Here is a 19,152-nt window from a genome sequence, read left to right on the forward strand (position 1 = left end):
GGTGCCGGCCCGACCCACCGAGATCTCGAGAGACACGCACAAGGCTCAGCTCAGATGGCAACCGCCGCAGCGCATGCAGGGGCCCACGAGGCCCACGACCACAAACCCTCGTTCTTCGCCCGCTGGTTCCTGTCGACGAACCACAAGGACATCGGCACGCTCTACCTGCTGTTCGCGTTCTGCGCGGGCATGATCGGCGCGTTCCTGTCCTTCGGCATCCGGATGGAGATGGAGGCGCCCGGCCTCCAGTACTTCTCCAATCCGCAGACCTACAACGTCTTCGTCACCGGCCACGGCCTCATCATGGTGTTCTTCATGGTGATGCCCGCGCTGATCGGCGGGTTCGGCAACTGGTTCGTGCCGCTGATGATCGGCGCGCCGGACATGGCCTTCCCGCGCATGAACAACATCTCGTTCTGGCTGACGGTGGCGGGCTTCTGCAGCCTGATCTGCTCGCTGTTCGTCGAGGGCGCGCCCGGCGCGTCCGGCGCCGGCACCGGCTGGACCGTCTACCCGCCGCTCTCCACCGCCGGCCATCCCGGCCCGGCCGTCGACTTCGCGATCTTCGCGCTGCACCTCTCCGGCGCCGGCTCGATCCTCGGGGCGATCAACTTCATCACGACCATCCTCAACATGCGCGCCCCCGGCATGACGCTGCACAAGATGCCGCTCTTCGCCTGGGCCGAGCTCGTCACCGCCTTCCTGCTGCTGCTGTCGCTCCCGGTCCTCGCCGGCGCGATCACCATGCTGCTCACCGACCGCAACTTCGGCACCACCTTCTTCGACCCGGCCGGCGGCGGCGATCCGATCCTGTACCAGCACCTGTTCTGGTTCTTCGGTCACCCCGAAGTGTACATCATGATCCTGCCGGCCTTCGGCATCGTCTCGCACATCATCGCCACGTTCTCGCGCAAGCCGGTCTTCGGCTACCTCGCGATGGCCTACGCGATGGTCGCGATCGGCGTCGTCGGCTTCGTCGTGTGGGCGCACCACATGTACACCGTCGGCCTGTCGCTGCAGACGCAGTCCTACTTCGTGTTCGCCACCATGGTGATCGCGGTGCCGACCGGCGTGAAGATCTTCTCCTGGATCGCGACGATGTGGGGCGGCTCGATCCGCTTCACCGCGGCGATGCATTGGGCGGTGGGCTTCATCTTCCTGTTCACGGTCGGCGGCGTCACCGGCGTCGTGCTCGCGAACTCGGCGGTCGATAAGTACCTGCACGATACCTACTACGTCGTCGCGCACTTCCACTACGTGCTTTCGCTCGGCGCCGTGTTCATCATCTTCGCCGGCATCTACTACTGGTTCCCGAAGATGACCGGCCACATCATCCCCGAATGGGCCGGCAAGCTGCACTTCTGGCTGGCCTTCATCGGCGCGAACATCCTGTTCTTCCCGATGCACTTCCTCGGGCTCGCCGGCATGCCGCGTCGCTACGCCGACTACCCGGAGGCGTTCGCGGGCTGGCACAAGGTCTCGACCTACGGCGGCCACATCTTCGGCCTCGGCATGATGGTGTTCGTGATCGGCGTCATCCTCGCCTTCCGCTCGAAGGAGCGGGCCGCGGACAACCCCTGGGGTCCCGGCGCGACCACCCTGGAGTGGACGCTGTCGTCGCCGCCGCCCTTCCACCAGTTCGAGACGCTGCCCCGCATCGTCGACGAGCCGGGTCACCACTAATCACTTCGCGGGGGCCGCATCGCGCGGCCCCCGCCCTTCCCCGGATCCTTCCCGCGAAGGGTCCCGGCAAGGGCGGTGCGACGGTCCGGTCTGAGCGGCGCTCGGCAGGACCCCCCCTTTTTCCGGCGTACGACGCCCGGACGTTTGGAACTGTTCCGGTTCGCGACTTCCCGTGCCGGATCGAGCGCTCCCGCCGCGCGGGCCCGAGCGCGAAAAGCAGAATGGTTACGGTGTCCATGACCACCCTGTCGAACAGCCTGCCCGCCGGCGCGACGCCGGTCTCGGTCGTCGGCGGAGACGTGCCCGACTACTTCGCCCTGCTGAAGCCGCGGGTGATGGTGCTGGTGATCTTCACCGCCCTCGTCGGCATGGTGGTGTCGCACGGCCACGTGCCGCCGGCCGTCGCGGTGATCTCGCTGCTGATGATCGCCATCGGGGCCGGCGCCTCGGGCTGCCTCAACATGTGGTGGGACGCCGACATCGACGCGATCATGACGCGCACCGCCAAGCGCCCGATCCCCGACGGCCGCATCCAGCCGAACGAGGCCCTGGCCTTCGGCCTCGTGCTCTCGGTCGGCTCGGTGATGGTGCTCGGGCTCGCGGCGAACTGGCTCTCGGCCGGGCTGCTCGCCTTCACCATCGTGTTCTACGCGGTGATCTACTCGATGTGGCTCAAGCGGGCGACCGCGCAGAACATCGTCATCGGCGGCGCCGCCGGCGCCCTCCCCCCGGTGATCGGCCAGGCGGTGGTGACCGGCTCGGTCGGCGTCGAATCGCTGGTTCTGTTCGCGATCATCTTCATCTGGACGCCGCCGCACTTCTGGGCGCTGGCCCTGGTGAAGGCCGGCGAGTACGCCAAGGCCGGCATCCCGATGATGCCGAACACCGCCGGCCCGACCTCGACCCGCCGCCAGATCATCTACTACACGCTGCTGCTCGCGCCGCTCGGCCTCTTGCCGGTCTGGCTCGGCTTCGCCGGCCTTCTCTACGCGGTGGTCGGCGTGCTGGGCGGCCTCGGCATGCTGGCCTTCAGCGTGCAGGTCTATCGCAACCGCGAGGGCGAGGCCGAGAAGAAGGCCGCCATGGGGATGTTCGGCTTCTCGATCCTCTACCTATTCGTTCTGTTCTCGGCGCTGCTCGCCGAGCAGAGCCTCGGCCTGTTCCGCCCGGTCTTCGCCTGATGGAATACGATCCGCACGGCTTTCCCAAGATCGAGATGCGCCCCCTCACCCCCGAGGAGGAGGCGCGCCGGCGCAAGCGCTCGATCGCGATCGCCCTGGCGCTCGGCGCCATGGTGCTGCTGTTCTTCGTCCTGACGATCGCCAAGCTCGGGCCGCAAATCCTGAACCGGCCGCTCTGATGAGCACACCGAACACCGACAGGACGATGCTGCGCACCGCCTTCGCCTGCGGCGGCATGGCCGTGGGCATGATCGGCCTCGCCTTCGCGTCGGTGCCGCTCTACGACGCGTTCTGCAAGGCGACCGGCTACGACGGCACGCCGCGCCAGGGCCCGGCGCTCACCGCCGGCGTCGCCACCGACGACAGCATGGTCGTCCACTTCGACACCAACGTGTCTTCCTCGCTGCCGTGGCGGTTCAAGGCCGAGTCGCGCCGGGTCGAGGCGCATCTCGGCGAGACGAAGACCGTGTTTTTCCAGGTCAAGAACACCGGCACGACGCCGTCCACCGGCGTGGCGACCTTCAACGTGCAGCCCGGGCTGATGGGCAGCTACTTCGTCAAGATCGAGTGCTTCTGCTTCAAGGAGCAGACGCTCCAGCCGGGCGAGACGCTCGACGTGCCGGTGGTGTTCTACATCGATCCCGAGGTGCGGAAGGATTCGAACACCGCGCATCTCTCCGAGATGACGCTGTCCTACACCTACTTCGCCTCGAAGAACGGCGAGCCGGTCACCGCTGCGGTCGCCAACACGAGCACACCCGGAAACAAGCGGGATTTCTGACCGCGCCGGGATTTCCCGGTGCGCGAAGCGTGACAACACGCGCCCGCCTCCGCTAAGGGTGCGGGTAGACCGGACGGGCCGGACGGCCCGAATTCGGCGTTCAGGGTAAGCGGACCGCGAGCCGGCGACGGCGCAGGACCGACGGGGTCGAGGAGAGACGGGTAAGATGGCCGAGGCGCACGCCAAGAATCACGACTTCCACATCCTCGCACCGAGCCCTTGGCCGCTCATCGGCGCCTTCTCTGGCTTCGTGATGGCCTTCGGCGCCGTGTTCTGGATGAAGAGCCTGCAGATCGGCACGCTCACCCCCGGCCCCTACATCTTCGGCGCCGGCTCGCTCGGCGTGCTCTACACCATGTTCTCGTGGTGGAAGGACGTGGTCCACGAGGCCAACCAAGGCGACCACACCCGCGTGGTGCAGCTTCATCACCGCTACGGCATGATGATGTTCATTGCCTCCGAGGTGATGTTCTTCGTCGCGTGGTTCTGGGCCTATTTCGAGGCGGCGCTCTACACCGCCGACCCGATCCAGGCCTCGCGCGTCGGCTTCACCGGCGGCGTCTGGCCGCCGAAGGGGATCGAGGCGTTCGACCCCTGGCACCTGCCGCTGCTGAACACCCTAATCCTGTTGACCTCCGGCACCACCGTGACCTGGGCCCACCACGCCCTGCTCCACGACGACCGCAAGGGCCTGAAGTACGGCCTGTGGCTGACCGTGATCCTCGGCGTGCTGTTCACCGCCTGCCAAGCCTACGAGTACGGCCACGCGCATTTCGGCTTCGCCGGCAGCATCTACTCGTCGACCTTCTTCATGGCGACGGGCTTCCACGGCGCGCACGTCCTCATCGGCACGATCTTCCTCGGGATCTGCCTGTACCGCGCTTATCTCGGGCAGTTTACGGTCAAGCAGCATCTCGGGTTCGAGTTCGCCGCCTGGTACTGGCACTTCGTCGACGTGGTGTGGCTGTTCCTGTTCGCGGCGATCTACGTCTGGGGTTCGGGCGCCGGGCACGCGGCGCACTGAGCGCGATCGGGCAGGATCCCCTGTGACGCAGGGGGGACATGCATCGAAGGGCGGCTCCGGCCGCCCTTTTTCGTGTCCGGGGACCCATATCCTCGGTGAGGCCGACACGTGGTGCATCGCTGCGGGGCTTCACGTCATGCAAGGAACCTGAGCTTGGCCCGGACCTACACGCCACAAGCACCGATCTCGACCGGCCTGCGCGGCCGCTGCCCGCGCTGCGGCGAAGGCCACATGTTCAAGGGGTTCCTCACCATCGCCCCCGCCTGCGAGGTCTGCGACCTCGACTACGGCGCGTTCGATTCGGGCGACGGGCCGGCCTTCTTCGTGATGTCGATCGTCGGCATCCTCGTGGTCGGCCTCGCCCTGTGGATGGAGATCACCTACCAGCCGCCGATGTGGGTCCACGCGCTGGTGGCCGGATCGCTCTCGATCGGCCTCAGCCTCATCCTGGTCCGCCCGCTGAAGGGCATGCTTCTGGCCCTGCAATACACCAACAAGGCCGAGCAGGGACGCTTCGAGCCGTGACCGCGGCCGAGACCGCCTCGCGGACGCGCCCCGGCGCGATCCGCGACCTGATCCCGCCGGCGCTCGCGACGCTGATGGCACTCGCGATCCTCCTCGGCCTCGGGGTGTGGCAGCTCGAGCGCAAGGGCGAGAAGGAGGCGCTGATCGCCCGCATCGTCTCGCGCTCGCAGGCCGAGCCGGTGCCGCCGCCCGCCGACTGGAACCCGGCGCGCGACGAGTTCGAGCATGTCCGCGTCGGCGGCCGCTTCCTCAACGATCGCGAGACGCTGGTCCACGGGCTCGCGGCCGGCGAGACGCCGGGCCGCGCGCTGCAGGGCTACTACGTGATCACGCCGTTCCGGCGCGACGACGGCTCGATGGTGCTGGTCAACCGCGGCTTCGTGCCGACCGAGCTGAAGAACCAGGCCGATCGCCGCGACGGGCTGGTCGAGGGCGACACCACGATCGTCGGCCTGATGCGCGGCAGCGAGCCACGGACGATGTTCGTGCCGGCGCCCGATCCGGTGCGCAACGAGTGGTTCAACCGCGACGTGCCGGGCATCGCCGCGGCGCGCGGCTTCCCGGAGGCCGCCCCCTACCTGATCGAGGCGGATGCCGTGCCCGGTAGCCGGACCTGGCCGCGCGGCGGGCAGCTCCGGGTCGACCTGCCCAACAACCATCTGCAATACGCCTTCACCTGGTTCGGCATCGCCGCCTGCCTGCTCGGCGTCTTTTCCGTGTTTGCCTGGAAGCGCCTGCACGAGCCGGACGCGCCTTCCGGCGCCTGAGGTCGGGCTTGCGGCGGCGGCGACGCCGGCTACACTCGCTGCGTCCTATGGCGGAGTGATCCGATGCGCAGCTGGCTCGCCCTGTTCCTCGCCCTCGCGTTGACGTCGGCGCACGCTGCCGACGACGGCGCCCGCGAGGCGGCCCGCGCGGCGATCACCCGGCAGGCCGAGGCGCTGGTGCGCGACGACGCCGCCACCGCCTACGCCCAGGCAGCCCCGGCGATCCAGGGCATGTTCCCGACCGCCGACGTGTTCCTCGGCATGGTGCGCAACAACTACCGGCCGGTCTATCGGCACCGCACCTTCGTGTTCAGGCAGATGCAGGACCTCGGCGACGGGGCGCTCTCGCAGGACGTGGCGATCCAGGACGAGGACGGCGTCGACTGGACCGCCGTCTACAGCCTCGAGCGCGGCGCCGACGGAGCGTGGCGCATCAGCGGCTGCCGGCTGGTCAAGGCCGAGGGCACGAACGCCTGAACCCGCCTCGGCGGTCTTCGACACGCCCGACCGCATCGTGTAGAGGGGGCGCCTTCCCCGGAGGCCCCCGTGCTGCACGTCTCGACCCGCGGATCCGCCGCGCCGCTCTCGTTCTCCGATGCCCTGCTCGCCGGGCTCGCCCGCGACGGCGGCCTCTACGTGCCGGAGGCGTGGCCGACCTTGTCCGCGAGCGAGATCGCGGGGCTGGCCGGCAAGCGCTACGCCGACGCCGCCAAGCTGGTGCTGCGCCCCCTGATCGACGGCGAGATCGCGGATGCCGACCTCGACCGGATGATCGAGGAGGCCTACGCCACCTTCCGCCACCCGGCGATCTGCCCGCTGACCCAGCTCGACGACAACCTGTTCCTGCTCGAGCTCTTCCACGGCCCGACGCTCGCGTTCAAGGACGTGGCGATGCAGCTGCTCGGGCGGCTGATGGACCACGTGCTCCGCGCCCGCGGCAGCCGCGCCACCATCGTCGGCGCGACCTCGGGCGACACCGGCAGCGCCGCGGTCGAGGCCTTCGGCGGGCTGGACCAAGTCGACATCTTCATCCTGTTCCCGCACGGCCGCGTGTCGGAGGTGCAGCGCCGGCAGATGACCTCGGTCGACGCGCCGAACGTCCACGCGCTCGCGGTCGACGGCAACTTCGACGACTGCCAGAACATGGTGAAGGCCATGTTCCAGCACGCCGACTTCGCCGACGCGGTGAAGCTCTCGGGCGTCAACTCGATCAACTGGGCCCGCGTCGCGGCGCAGGCCGTGTACTACTTCACCAGCGCGGTCGCGCTCGGCGCGCCGCACCGCAAGGTGTCGTTCGCGGTGCCGACCGGCAACTTCGGCGACGTGCTGGCCGGCTGGGTCGCCAAGCGCATGGGGCTGCCGATCGAGCGCCTGATGATCGGCACCAACGCCAACGACATCCTGGCGCGCACGCTCGAGCACGGCGCCTACGAGCTGCGCGGCGTCCAGGCCACGACCTCGCCCTCGATGGACATCCAGATCTCGTCGAACTTCGAGCGGCTGCTGTTCGAGGCGCTCGATCGCGACGCCGCCTCGCTCGGCCGCCTCATGTCCGGGCTCAAGCAGTCCGGCGGCTTCAGCCTCGACGAGGGGGTGCTCGCCAAGGTGCGTGCCGAGTTCGACGCCACCGCCGTGTCGGAGCCCGACGTGATGGACGAGATCGCCCAGACCCACGCCGCCACCGGGCACGTGCTCGATCCCCACAGCGCCATCGGCGTTCGGGCCGCCCGCCGCCTGCTGCGGCAGGACCCGGCGACCCCGGTGGTGGCGTTGGCGACCGCGCACGCCGCCAAGTTCCCCGATGCGGTGAGCCGCGCCACCGGCGGCCTTCGCCCCGCCCTCCCCCCGCATCTCGCCGACCTGATGGACCGGCCCGAGCGCATGACGCGGGTCGGCAACGACCAGGCCGCGGTCGAGGCCCTGATCCGCAACCGCGCGCGCATCACGAGGGGCGCATGAACCAGCACTTCGCCACCCACGCCGCCTCCCCGGGCCTGCGCATCACCACCCTCGACAACGGCGTCACCGTCGCGACCGAAGCGATGCCGGGCGTGGCCACTGCGACGCTCGGCGTCTGGGTCGGGGCGGGATCGCGCCACGAGCGCCCGGACGAGAACGGCCTGAGCCACCTCATCGAGCACATGGCGTTCAAGGGCACGCGCACGCGCTCGGCCCGGGCCATCGCCGAGGACATCGAGAACCTCGGCGGCGAGATCAACGCCGCGACCTCGGCCGAGGGCACGAGCTACACCGCGCGGGTGCTCGGCGAGGATGTCGGCACCGCGCTCGACGTGCTCGGCGACATCCTGACCGATTCCGTGTTCGACGCGGGCGAGCTCGCCCGCGAGAAGGGCGTGATCCTGCAGGAACATGCCGGGATCGAGGACACGCCGGACGACGTGGTCTACGACGCCTTCACCGAGGCCGCCTTCCCCGGGCAGCCGATCGGGCGCCCGATCATCGGCCGGCCGGAGACCATCCGGAGCTTCGACGAGGCCGGCATCCGCGCCTACCTCGCCCGCGAATACACCCCCGACCGCTTCGTGGTCGCCGCCGCCGGCGCCGTCGAGCACGAGGCCTTCGTCGCGTCGGCCGAGCGCCATTTCGGCGCCATGCCGAGGTCGAGCGCGCCCGAGGCGATCCCCGGGAACTATGCCGGCGGCGAGCGCCGCATGCCGAAGAAGCTCGAGCAGGCCAACGTGGTGATCGGCCTGCCCGGCCTGTCGTTCCGCGACGACGCCTACTACGCGCTGCACATGTTCTCGCAGGTGCTCGGCGGCGGGCTGACCTCGCGGCTCTGGCAGGAGGTGCGCGAGACCCGTGGCCTCGCCTACGAGATCCAGGCGTTTCACTGGCCGTTCTCCGATTGCGGGCTGTTTGGCATCGGCGCGGCGACCTCCGGCGCGGACCTGCCTGAGCTTGTCGAGGTGACGCTGTCAGCGACCGCGCGCGCGGCACGCGACCTCGACACCGTCGAGATCGCCCGCGCCAAGGCCCAGCTGAAGGTCTCGCTGCTCTCCGCGCTGGAGACGCCCGGCGGCCGGATCGAGCGCAACGCGCGCCAGATCCTCGCCTGGGGCCGCGTGATCCCGGCCGAGGAGGTGATCGCCAAGGTCGACGCCGTCACGGTGGACCACGTGCGCGCGGCCGGCCTCGCGGTCCTCGCCGGGGCGCCGACGCTCGCCGCCATCGGCCCGATCAAGAAGCTCCCGTCCCTCGACCGGATCACGGCGGTGCTGCGCGCCGCCTGAGCGAGACCGGGGACGGCACGCCCGCGCTGCGACCGAAAACTTGTTTTGGCCGCAAAAGCGGGCGATCCCCGGCCCGGACGATCGCGTATGCCAGCGGTGGGTGACGCCGGCCGCCGGGCCTCTGCCGCCTTGCTCCAGGTTAATCCCGCCTTTACCACTGCGCGGAACCTGAGCCGTACTCGCCGCCGTACCCGGCCGGAACACTCGCCCGTTGCGCATCCTCGCCCTTTATCTCGCACTCTTCTGCGGCCTTCTGCTCAGCGGTTCCGCTCGGGCCGTGGAGGCGGTGCGGGTCACCCTCGACGCGCCGGTGATCGACCTGACGACGGCGATCGAGCGCTACCGCTCGGACGGCGACCTGATCCAGATCTCGACGGCACCGGGCAAGGACGGCATCGTCCGCCGCATCGTCGTGAAGGCGCGCGATGCCGGCGCGCGGCCCGACTGGATGGTGTTCGCGCTCACCAACGACACCGACGAGCAGATCGAGCGCATCCTCGTCGCGCCGCATTTCCGGCTGGTCGATTCCGGCGTGGTCTGGCCCGATCTCGGCGGCTCGCGCATCGCGGCGATCACCGCGAGCCAGGGCATCAGGCCCGAGCGCAACGAGAACCCGGAAGCCGACGAGTTCGTCATCACCCTCGATCCCGGCACGACGATCACCTACGTCGCCGAGCTGCGCGGCCCGAACATCCCGCAGGTGCACCTCTGGGACCAGGACGCCTACCGCAAGAAGGCCGCCGGCCTGACGCTCTACAAGGGCATCATCATCGGCATCAGCGGCCTGCTGGCGCTGTTCCTCACCATCGTCTTCGTGGTCAAGGGCGCGATCATCTTCCCCGCGGCGGCCGCGCTCGCCTGGTCGGTCCTGGCCTATGCCTGCATCGATTTCGGTTTCCTGCAGCGGGTCTTCCCGGTCACCGAGCTGGCGGAGCGGGTCTACCGCGCCTCGGCGGAGGCGGTGCTGGCCGCGACGCTGCTGGTGTTCCTGTTCGCCTACCTCAACCTCTCGCGCTGGCACGTGCGCTACAGCCACGTCGCGTTCTTCTGGCTGACCTTCCTGGCAGGGCTCGTCGGCCTCGCCCTGTTCGATCCGCCGGTGGCGGCGGGCGTCGCGCGCATCTCGATCGCCGCGGTCGCCGGGGTCGGGCTGCTGCTGATCGCCTACCTCGCCGCCCATAACGGCTACGACCGCGCCATCCTACTCGTGCCGACCTGGACGCTGCTCGTCGTCTGGGTCACGGCCGCCGGCTTCGCGGTGACCGGCCAGATCGGCAGCGAGCTGACCCAGCCGGCGCTGATCGGCGGCCTCGTGCTGATCGTCATGCTGATCGGCTTCACGGTGATGCAGCACGCCTTCGCCGGCGGCGGCCTCACCCACGCCCTCGTCTCCGACACCGAGCGGCGAGCGCTGGCGCTCACCGGCGCTGGCGACGTGGTGTTCGACTGGGACGTGCCGGGCGACCGGGTCTTCGCCGGCCAGGAGATCGAGGTCCAGCTCGGCCTCAAGCGCGGCGCATTGGAGGGGCCGGCCGCGAACTGGCTCGGGCTGCTGCACCCGTTCGACATCGAGCGCTACTCGGCCACCCTCGACACCATGATCGAGGAGCGGCGCGGCCGCATCGTGCACGATTTCCGCCTGCGCACCTCGGGCGGGGCCTATTACTGGTACCGCCTCAAGGCCCGCCCAGTGATCGGCAACGACGGCGAGGTGATCCGCATCGTCGGCACCATCGCCGACGTCACCGAGATCAAGACCGCCGAGGAGCGCCTCCTGCACGACGCCGTGCACGACAGCCTCACCGGCCTGCCGAACCGCGAGCTGTTCGGCGACCGTCTCGATGCCGCGATCGCCTTCGCGAGCCAGGACCCGCGGCTGAAGCCGACGGTGATCGTCCTCGACATCGACCGGTTCAAGGGCATCAACGACGCGATCGGCCTCTCGGCCGGCGACTCGATCCTGCTCACCCTGTCGCGCCGCCTCGGCCGCCTGCTGCGGCCGCAGGACACGCTGGCGCGCGTGGCCGGCGACGAGTTCGCGGTCATCCTGCTGTCGGAACGCGATTCGGACCGCATCCTGGCCTTCGCGGAGATGATCCGCCGCGCCATCGCGACGCCGATCACCTATGCCGACCGCGAGATCTTCCTCACCGTCTCGATCGGCCTGGCGCTGCACGAGACCGGCGCCAGCCTCAAGCGCGACGAGGTGTTCAAGAACGCCGAGACCGCGATGGTCCAGGCCAAGCGCGGCGGCGGCGACCGCATCGAGGTGTTCCGCGCCGATATGCGCGCCGAGCGCTCGGACCGGCTGATGCTGGAGAGCGACCTCCGCCGCTCGCTCGAGCGCAACGAGATGAAGGTGCTGTTCCAGCCGGTCGTCCGCCTAGAGGACCGCACGGTGGCCGGCTTCGAGGCGATCCTGCGCTGGGATCACCCCAAGCTCGGGCGCATCCCGCCGGCCACCTTCATGCCGGTCGCGGAAGAGAGCGGGTTCGTCGTCAACCTCGGGATCTTCGCCCTCGAACGGACCGCGCTGGAGCTCGCCGCATGGCAACGCTCGCTCGAGGTCGACCCGCCGATCTTCGCCTCGGTCAACGTCTCGTCGCGCCAGCTGCTGCGGCACGACCTGCTGCACGACGTGAAGACGGTGCTCGCCCGCTCCGGCGTGATCCCGGGCTCGCTCAAGCTCGAGCTCACCGAGAGCCTGGTGATGGAGAACCCCGAATACGCCGCGCAGATGCTGACCCGCATCCACGATCTCGGCGCCGGGCTCTCGCTCGACGATTTCGGCACCGGCTACTCGGCGCTGTCCTACCTGCAGCGCTTCCCCTTCGACACGATCAAGATCGACCAGTCCTTCGTCCGCCAGATGGCCTCGGGCAAGACGGCGATCCTGCGCTCGATCGTGCGGATGGCCAACGAGCTCAACCTCGCCATCGTCGCCGAGGGTGCGGAGTCCGAGGCCGACGCCCAGGCCTTGGCCGAGCTCGGCTGCGACTACGCGCAGGGCTACGCCTTCGGCGAGCCGATGACGATGCTGCAGGCCCGCCAGCTCGTGGGGGCGGCACCGGAAGCCGCGTGATCGGGGTTTCATCCCCAGGTCGATTGCTCCGGCGTCCCGAACTCTTGCACCCCCGTCCCGCGGTCGCCCTTCGCGTTGAAGCCAAGCTTTCGGCACCCTACGGCTCGATCGCCGGCCGATCCCGCAGAACCATGCGCGGACGGAGGGCCGATGGGGCTGTCGACATCATGAAAAAACTTCTCTTCTCCGCCGAAGGCCGGATCGGGCGCGCGACCTTCTGGAAGGGCATCCTCGGCTCGGTGTTCGGCGCCATCATCGTCGCGTCCGCGCTGAACTACGTGCTGGCCCAGATGATCCCGAACGAGGCCGCCGCAGGGGAAGGCTTCAAGGTCGATGGGCCGGCAGCGATCCCGTTCGTAATCCTGAACCTCCTCACCACGGTCTTCATCGTCTGGTCGTCGGTCTGCCTCGGGATCAAGCGCTACCACGACCGCGACAAGCCCGGCGTCTGGGTGCTGCTCTCGCTCATTCCGCTCGGCAACCTCTGGTACTTTATCGAGACCGGGTTCCTGCGGGGCACGGTCGGCCCGAACACGTTCGGCCCCGACCCGCGCGGCCGTGGCCTCGCGACGTCCGCGGGCCTGTCTCCGGCGATCTGACGCCGCGCGATCGACGCTGTGACGATCCCGAATCGGTGACGTCGCAGCGTTTCCGCGCGCGATGCGCACCCATTTCGGTCGGCGACGGGTGCGCAGCCGAATTTCCTGAGGCGGACGGGCGCCATGCTCGCCCGTCGCCGACCGGAGGAATCGGCGCGTGACAACCGCGATTTAAGCCTCCCTTAACCATGCCGACGGAAGGTTGTGTGGAGAAATGGCAGGGCGCACGACGCCCCTGCCGCGTGCTGGAGAACGGTGATGGCCGAAGCGGCAAGGCGGTTTCGCGAGACGAGCGGATCCGATGTGGTACGCCGGCTGATCGCGCGCCCGATCCGCCTCGACCCGCCGCGCAGCGCCGCGCCGACCGCATACGCGATGCCGGCTTATGAGCCGGCCGACGCCCAGCTCGAGGCCGCGTTCGCCACCTCGGAGCACGAGATGGCGGCCCTCGAAGACCTTGAATTCCAGGACGAGACCTTCGACGGCGAGCCCGAGGAGGACGTCGTCGAGCGGCTTCAGGCCGAGGTGGCGGTGATGAAAGCCATCCTGATGGCCGAGCGGGCCGAGGCGGCTTCCCTACGCGCCCGGATGGCGCTGCACGTCGAGCCGGAGCCGATCGGCGCGGAGGCGCGTGCCACCCGCGAGCGCTGGGCCGGCATGGTCGATCGCCTGCTGATGTCCCCGCGCTGATCGCCGCCATCCTCATGACATTCGGGAGACGACCATGAGCGCGCGCTGCTCGCTCGTCGTCAACGGCAAGTCCGTCCGCATCGCCACCGGCGACACCCCGCTCGATGCGGCGGTCGCCGACGGCATGATCGCGACCGCCCAGGCGACCCACGGCGCCGCCGTTCCGGGACAGGGAGCGACTCCCGGAGCGCGCCGCGTCCCGGGCCGCCGCGAGCGGGTCGACCCGATCAAGCTGGCGCTTCCGGCCGGCCCGTCGATCCACGCGCATGCGGAGGAGCCGGCCCCGGCGGTCGCGATGCGCACCGGCACCGTCACCGAGGTCCGCGCGCTCACGGCGCATGTGATCGAGCTCGTCGTCACGGTGAGCAAGGACCTGCCGCTCGGACCCGGCGCCCAGGTCGCGCTCGCGCTCGACGGCGTCGGCCTGCGCACCCTGTGCCCGACGCTGCGCGTCGACGGCTCGGCGGAACTCAACGAGCTGGTGTTCCACCTCGCACGGGACGAGGACGGCTGGTCGCTCGCCGATTCGCTGCCGCTGCATTCCGAGGTGAAGATTCGCGGCCCGGTCGGACGCGCGCAGTACCGCCCCGGCGGCGGGCGCCTCGTGCTGGTCTCGGCCGGCTGCGGCTTCGGGCAGATCTGGTCGATCGCCCGCGCCGCCCGCTACATCGAGCCGACTCGCGACCTCTGCGTCGTCGTCGGCGCGCGCGATCCGCTGGATCTCTACATGCGCGAGAGCCTGGAATGGCTGCGGGCGACGGGTGTCGGGCGCATCGTGCTCAGCGCCGACCGCAGCCGCCAGCGGCCGCCGGACGTGCGGCCCGGACCGCTCACCGCTCACCTGCCGGCTTTGCGCGCCACGGACGTGGTGCACGTGGCCGGCGACAGCTCGACGGTGGGCGCGGTGCAGGTTCTCGCGGCTGCCGTCGGCGCACGATGCTATCCGGTCCTGGTCGACGCGTAGATCGCCCAGGCGCCCGCCTCGTTCTCGCTTTGCGACACGAGCCACCCTGAGCCTGAGCGGCTGGCCTGTGCAGCGATTCTCTTGAAGGCGCCCGCCCTTCCCTCCCCCGCAGGGGGGAGGGAAAACCGCGGCGAGAGGCGTCCCCCTAGACCTGCACCCGCCAGATCTCCTGCGCGTATTCCCGCATCGACCGGTCCGACGAGAACCAGGCCATCCGCGCCGTGTTGCGGATCGCCTTGGCCCACCAGCCGGCCTGGTCCTTCCAGGCGGCGTCGATCTCGCGCTGGACCCGCCAGTAATCGTCGAAGTCGACGGTGAGCAGGTACTGGTCGCGGTGGCGCAGGTCGTCGGTCAGCGGCCGGAAGCGGTTCGGCTCGTCCGGCGAGAACCGGCCCGAGGCGATCATGTCGAGGGCGGCGGCCAGGCGCGGCGAGGCCTGGATCGCGTCGCGCGCGTAGTTGGTCTCGGCGATGCGGGCCTGAACGCCGGCGGCGTCGAGCCCGAAGATGAAGATGTTGTCCGCACCAACATGGTCGCGGATCTCGATGTTGGCGCCGTCGAGCGTGCCGACCGTGAGCGCGCCGTTGAGCGCCAGCTTCATGTTGCCGGTGCCCGACGCCTCCATGCCCGCGGTCGAGATCTGCTCGGAGAGGTCGGCGGCCGGAATGATCGCCTCGGCGAGGCTCACCGAATAGTTCGGCAGGAACACAACCTTCAGGCGGTCGGCGACCTCGGGGTCGTCGTTGACGGCCTTGGCCACGTCCAGCGCCAGCTTGATGATCAGCTTGGCCTGGCTGTAGCTCGGGGCCGCCTTGCCGCCGAAGATCTTGACGCGGGGCGTCCAGTCCTTGTGGGGCTCGGCCTTGATCGCCTGGTAGAGCGCCACCGTCTCGATGACGTTGAGAAGCTGGCGCTTGTATTCGTGGATGCGCTTGATCTGCACATCGAACAGCGCCGAGGGGTCGACGTCGATCCCGGTGCGCTCGGCGATGATCCCGGCCAGCGCCTGCTTGCGGCTGAAGCGGGCCGCCGCGTAGCGCTTCACGAAGGCCGGATCCTCGGCGAAGGCGTCGAGCCCGCGCAGCAGGCCGGGATCGTCGAGGACGCCGGGCCCGACCGCTTCCACCGCGAGGCGGGTCAGGCCGGGATTGGCGTTGTGCAGCCAGCGGCGGAAGGTGATGCCGTTGGTCTTGTTGACGATCTTGTCGCCGTCGAGCGCGTGCAGGTCGCGGAACACCGTCGAGCGCATCAGATCGGTGTGAAGCGCCGAGACGCCGTTCACCCGACGCGCGCCGTGGAAGGCCAGGTGCCCCATCCGCACCCGGCGCCCCTGCGATTCGTCGATCAGCGAGACCGAGGCGAGGTGGGCGGCGTCGTGGCGGCCGTGGCGGCCCTGCTCCTCAAGGTGCATCCAGTTGATCAGGTAGATGATCTGCATGTGGCGCGGCAGCAGCCGCTCCATCAGCTCCACCGGCCAGGTCTCGAGCGCCTCCGGCAGCAGGGTGTGGTTGGTGTAGTTCAGCGTGTTGGTCGTGACGTGCCAGGCATCGTCCCACTGCAGCCCGTGATCCTCCAGCAGGATGCGCATCAGCTCGGGCACGGCGATGGCCGGGTGCGTGTCGTTGAGCTGGATCGCGGCGTGGTCGTGCAGCGAGCGGACGTCGCCGCGCTCGGCCACGTGCCGCCGGACGAGGTCCTGCAGCGAGGCTGAGGTGAAGAAGTATTCCTGGCGCAGGCGCAGCTCCTGGCCGGCGGTTGACGAGTCGCTCGGGTACAGCACCCGCGAGATCGCCTCGGCGCGCATCCGGCTGCAGACCGCGCCGACATGGTCGCCGCCGTTGAACTGCGCCAGATCGACCGGCGCCTCACTCTCGGCCTTCCACAGGCGGAGCGTGTTCACGGTCTTTCCCCGCCAGCCGACCACGGGCACGTCGTGCGCCACCGCGAGCACCGTCTCGGCCGGATGCCAGTGCCGGCGGATCACGCCGTGCGAGACCGCCGCCATGGTGACGTGGCCGCCGAAGCCGATCGCGTAGGTCGCGTCCGGACGCACGAACTCCCAGGGGTTGCCCTCCGCGAGCCAGGTCTCGGGTGCCTCGCGCTGCCAGCCGTCCTCGAAGGTCTGGCGGAACAGGCCGTGGTCGTAGCGGATGCCGTAGCCGATCGCCGGGATGCCGATGCTCGCCATGCTCTCCATGAAGCAGGCGGCGAGGCGGCCGAGGCCGCCATTGCCCAGAGCCGCGTCGGGCTCGGCGCCCTCGACGGTGCCGAGGTCGACGCCCAGGCTCTGCAGGGCGGCACGCGTGGTCTCGACCAGGCCGAGATTGTTCATCGCGTCCGACAGGAGCCGGCCGATCAGGAATTCGAGGGAAAGATAGTAGACCCGCTTGTTCGGTACCGACGGGTCTGCGGCCTGGCAGGCGTCGACGATCCGGTCGCGCAGCGCGAGGGCGGTGGCCGCGAACCAGTCGCGCTCCCGTGCCGTCTCGGGAGACTTGCCGATCGCGTAGGCGAGCTTGGCGCGGATCGCTTCGCGGAGGTCGGCGACGGCATCGCCCGAGGCGGGCTGCGCCGGCTTGTCCCACACCTGCGGTTCACGGAACGGCACGGTGCTCGTCCGATCCGGCGCGTCGGATCGCTCGTCGCCGGGTACGGGTGCCAAGATAGCGTCTTTCAGCACGTGCAATCCCCCATCGTCGGCCCCGGCGCGTCTTCGCGTCTCGGGAGCGCCGCTTGCGTTCGTCGGCGGCGATCGACCCCTGTCCCGGATCGACGATCCTGCGGTCGCTCACCGGTCTTGTCGAGGCGTCGCTGGGGCTCGATCCCGTCGATGGCGGCGATCTGATTCGCCTTTGTGTCCTTTCAGACACAAGCACCGTCGCACCGAAACCCGACAGGACTTTGTCACGCCGGTGTTGAACTCCGGGTGAACCGTACCCCCGTCGCCTCCCGCCGGCGAAAACGCTAAAGCCGAGCCTGTCAACTTCGGGGATATCGCTCATGGCCGGCACGGTCTGGTGGAAGCGCGGCACGGTCTACCAAGTCTATCCGCGCTCCTTCCAGGACACGGACGCCGACGGGATCGGCGACCTGCCCGGCATCACCGCCCGGCTCGAGCATCTCGCCTGGCTCGGGGTCGACGCGGTTTGGATCTCGCCCATCTACCCGTCGCCGATGGCCGACTACGGCTACGATGTGTCCGACTATTGCGGGATCGATCCGCTGTTCGGCACGCTGGCCGACTTCGACGCCCTGGTCGCGGAAGCGCATCGGCGGCGGCTGAAGGTGATTCTCGACTTCGTGCCGAACCACAGCGCGATCACGCATCCCTGGTTCGCGGAAAGCCGCGCGTCGCGCACGAACCCGCGGCGCGACTGGTACATCTGGCGCGATCCGGCCCCGGATGGTGGGCCGCCGAACAACTGGCTCAGCAACTTCGGCGGACCGGCCTGGACCCTCGATCCGGCCACCGGGCAATACTACTATCACGCCTTCCTAAAGGAGCAGCCCGACCTGAACTGGCGCAACCCGGCGGTGCGGACGGCGATGCACGACGCCCTCCGGTTCTGGCTCGAGCGCGGCGTCGACGGGTTCCGCGTCGACGTGATCTGGCACCTGATGAAGGATGCCGGATTCCAAGACAATCCGGCCAATCCCGACTTCTCGCCCGAGCAGCCGGAGATCAACCGCTTCGCCCAGGTCTACTCCGCCGACCGCCCCGAGGTGCTCGACGTCATCGCCGAGATGCGCGCGGTGCTGCGCCCCTACGGCGAGCGGGTGCTGATCGGCGAAATCTACCTGCCGATGGAGCGGCTGATGGCCTATTACGGCCCGGACCTCTCCGGCGCCGACATGCCGTTCAACTTCCAGCTGATCCAGACGCCGTGGAGCGCGGAGGCGGTGTCCGACCTCGTCGAGAACTACGAAGCCGCGCTGCCAGACGGCGGCTGGCCGAACTGGGTGCTCGGCAACCACGACCAGCCGCGCATCGCGGCCCGCGTCGGGGCGAACCAAGCGCGGATCGCGGCGATGCTGCTGCTGACGCTGCGCGGCACGCCGACGCTGTATTACGGCGACGAGATCGGCCTGGCCCACGTGCCGATCCCGGCCGACCGCGTCCGCGATCCGTGGGAGCGGAACGAGCCCGGACACGGCCGCGATCCCGAGCGGACGCCGATGCAGTGGGACGGCGAGGTCCATGCCGGCTTCTCGACGGTGGAACCGTGGCTGCCGCTCTCCGACGATGCGGCGGCCCGGAACGTCGACGCGCTCCGCGACGATCCGACCTCGATCCTCACCCTGTACCGGCGCCTCCTCGCGCTGCGGCGCGAGCACGCGGCGCTTTCGGTGGGCGCGTATCGCGGCATCGCGACCGAAGCCGCCGACGTGTTCGCCTATGAGCGGTTCGGCGATGACGGCGCGTTCCGCATCCTGCTGAATTTCGGCGGCGCCTCGCACACGCTGGCCCTGCCCGCCGACGAGACCTGGACGGTGCTTCTCTCGACCCGCGGGCATCGTGGCGGCGATGGCGCGGTCGCTTCCATCGCGCTCGGGCCGGACGAGGGGCTGATCCTGCAGAAGTGCTGAAACCGCGAACCTAAATGC

At 69.5% G+C, this 19,152-nt stretch carries 16 protein-coding genes; 15 read left to right on the forward strand and 1 reads right to left on the reverse strand.

The window, feature by feature from the left end:
• Window positions 1-54: 54 nt before the first annotated feature.
• From ctaD to FV227_RS00640, 14 genes are all read left to right on the forward strand, one after another.
• Complete coding sequence (ctaD, locus tag FV227_RS00575; protein ID WP_147725193.1) at window positions 55-1,683, forward strand: cytochrome c oxidase subunit I; 1,629 nt, start codon at window positions 55-57, stop codon at window positions 1,681-1,683.
• Window positions 1,684-1,919: 236 nt separating this feature from the next.
• Window positions 1,920-2,864 carry a heme o synthase gene (locus FV227_RS00580; protein WP_147725226.1) on the forward strand — a complete coding sequence of 315 codons (945 nt, stop codon included), beginning with the start codon at window positions 1,920-1,922 and terminating at the stop codon, window positions 2,862-2,864.
• Window positions 2,864-3,043 (forward strand): hypothetical protein, encoded by a 180-nt coding sequence (locus FV227_RS00585; protein WP_147725195.1) that lies wholly within the window; start codon window positions 2,864-2,866, stop codon window positions 3,041-3,043. Before FV227_RS00580 ends, FV227_RS00585 begins: the two co-directional genes overlap by 1 nt.
• Window positions 3,043-3,645, forward strand: a complete 603-nt coding sequence (locus tag FV227_RS00590; protein ID WP_147858097.1) for a cytochrome c oxidase assembly protein — start codon at window positions 3,043-3,045, stop codon at window positions 3,643-3,645. Before FV227_RS00585 ends, FV227_RS00590 begins: the two co-directional genes overlap by 1 nt.
• A gap of 166 nt (window positions 3,646-3,811) precedes the next feature.
• Window positions 3,812-4,669, forward strand: coding sequence for a cytochrome c oxidase subunit 3 (locus tag FV227_RS00595; protein ID WP_147725199.1), 858 nt, complete (start codon window positions 3,812-3,814; stop codon window positions 4,667-4,669).
• A gap of 153 nt (window positions 4,670-4,822) precedes the next feature.
• Entirely contained in the window at window positions 4,823-5,194 is a 372-nt protein-coding gene (locus FV227_RS00600) for a DUF983 domain-containing protein (RefSeq protein ID WP_246686333.1), read from the forward strand.
• 74 nt (window positions 5,195-5,268) lie between these two features.
• Window positions 5,269-5,961, forward strand: a complete 693-nt coding sequence (locus FV227_RS00605) for an SURF1 family protein (RefSeq protein WP_147725228.1) — start codon at window positions 5,269-5,271, stop codon at window positions 5,959-5,961.
• Window positions 5,962-6,024: 63 nt separating this feature from the next.
• A complete protein-coding gene (locus tag FV227_RS00610) occupies window positions 6,025-6,438 on the forward strand; it encodes a DUF4864 domain-containing protein (RefSeq protein ID WP_147725201.1) in 414 nt (137 codons plus the stop codon).
• 69 nt (window positions 6,439-6,507) lie between these two features.
• Window positions 6,508-7,920 carry a threonine synthase gene (thrC, locus tag FV227_RS00615; RefSeq protein WP_147725203.1) on the forward strand — a complete coding sequence of 471 codons (1,413 nt, stop codon included), beginning with the start codon at window positions 6,508-6,510 and terminating at the stop codon, window positions 7,918-7,920.
• On the forward strand, window positions 7,917-9,212 hold the full coding sequence (locus FV227_RS00620; RefSeq protein WP_147725205.1) for a pitrilysin family protein: 1,296 nt from the start codon (window positions 7,917-7,919) through the stop codon (window positions 9,210-9,212). Before thrC ends, FV227_RS00620 begins: the two co-directional genes overlap by 4 nt.
• A 211-nt stretch (window positions 9,213-9,423) precedes the next feature.
• Window positions 9,424-12,294 carry an EAL domain-containing protein gene (locus FV227_RS00625; RefSeq protein ID WP_147725207.1) on the forward strand — a complete coding sequence of 957 codons (2,871 nt, stop codon included), beginning with the start codon at window positions 9,424-9,426 and terminating at the stop codon, window positions 12,292-12,294.
• Between the two features lie 167 nt (window positions 12,295-12,461).
• Window positions 12,462-12,893 (forward strand): DUF805 domain-containing protein, encoded by a 432-nt coding sequence (locus FV227_RS00630; protein WP_187274633.1) that lies wholly within the window; start codon window positions 12,462-12,464, stop codon window positions 12,891-12,893.
• 303 nt (window positions 12,894-13,196) lie between these two features.
• Window positions 13,197-13,583, forward strand: a complete 387-nt coding sequence (locus tag FV227_RS00635; RefSeq protein WP_147858098.1) for a hypothetical protein — start codon at window positions 13,197-13,199, stop codon at window positions 13,581-13,583.
• A gap of 34 nt (window positions 13,584-13,617) precedes the next feature.
• Window positions 13,618-14,547, forward strand: coding sequence for a ferredoxin--NAD(+) reductase (locus tag FV227_RS00640; RefSeq protein ID WP_187274634.1), 930 nt, complete (start codon window positions 13,618-13,620; stop codon window positions 14,545-14,547).
• A gap of 145 nt (window positions 14,548-14,692) precedes the next feature.
• Here FV227_RS00640 and FV227_RS00645 read toward each other — a convergent pair whose 3' ends face one another.
• Entirely contained in the window at window positions 14,693-17,155 is a 2,463-nt protein-coding gene (locus FV227_RS00645; RefSeq protein WP_246686339.1) for a glycogen/starch/alpha-glucan phosphorylase, read from the reverse strand.
• A gap of 392 nt (window positions 17,156-17,547) precedes the next feature.
• Here FV227_RS00645 and FV227_RS00650 point away from each other — a divergent pair, with 392 nt between their 5' ends.
• On the forward strand, window positions 17,548-19,134 hold the full coding sequence (locus FV227_RS00650) for an alpha-amylase family glycosyl hydrolase (RefSeq protein WP_147858099.1): 1,587 nt from the start codon (window positions 17,548-17,550) through the stop codon (window positions 19,132-19,134).
• Window positions 19,135-19,152 lie beyond the last annotated feature (18 nt).

The sequence above is a fragment of the Methylobacterium sp. WL119 genome, assembly GCF_008039875.1.
In the GTDB taxonomy this organism is placed as follows: Bacteria; Pseudomonadota; Alphaproteobacteria; order Rhizobiales; family Beijerinckiaceae; genus Methylobacterium.

Coding starts and splice junctions, on each gene's coding strand:
- ctaD (WP_147725193.1), top strand. CDS start 55: ATGGCAACCGCCGCAGCGCATGCAGGGGCCCACGAGGCCCACGACCAC.
- FV227_RS00580 (WP_147725226.1), top strand. CDS start 1,920: ATGACCACCCTGTCGAACAGCCTGCCCGCCGGCGCGACGCCGGTCTCG.
- FV227_RS00585 (WP_147725195.1), top strand. CDS start 2,864: ATGGAATACGATCCGCACGGCTTTCCCAAGATCGAGATGCGCCCCCTC.
- FV227_RS00590 (WP_147858097.1), top strand. CDS start 3,043: ATGAGCACACCGAACACCGACAGGACGATGCTGCGCACCGCCTTCGCC.
- FV227_RS00595 (WP_147725199.1), top strand. CDS start 3,812: ATGGCCGAGGCGCACGCCAAGAATCACGACTTCCACATCCTCGCACCG.
- FV227_RS00605 (WP_147725228.1), top strand. CDS start 5,269: ATGGCACTCGCGATCCTCCTCGGCCTCGGGGTGTGGCAGCTCGAGCGC.
- FV227_RS00610 (WP_147725201.1), top strand. CDS start 6,025: ATGCGCAGCTGGCTCGCCCTGTTCCTCGCCCTCGCGTTGACGTCGGCG.
- FV227_RS00620 (WP_147725205.1), top strand. CDS start 7,917: ATGAACCAGCACTTCGCCACCCACGCCGCCTCCCCGGGCCTGCGCATC.
- FV227_RS00630 (WP_187274633.1), top strand. CDS start 12,462: ATGAAAAAACTTCTCTTCTCCGCCGAAGGCCGGATCGGGCGCGCGACC.
- FV227_RS00640 (WP_187274634.1), top strand. CDS start 13,618: ATGAGCGCGCGCTGCTCGCTCGTCGTCAACGGCAAGTCCGTCCGCATC.
- FV227_RS00650 (WP_147858099.1), top strand. CDS start 17,548: ATGGCCGGCACGGTCTGGTGGAAGCGCGGCACGGTCTACCAAGTCTAT.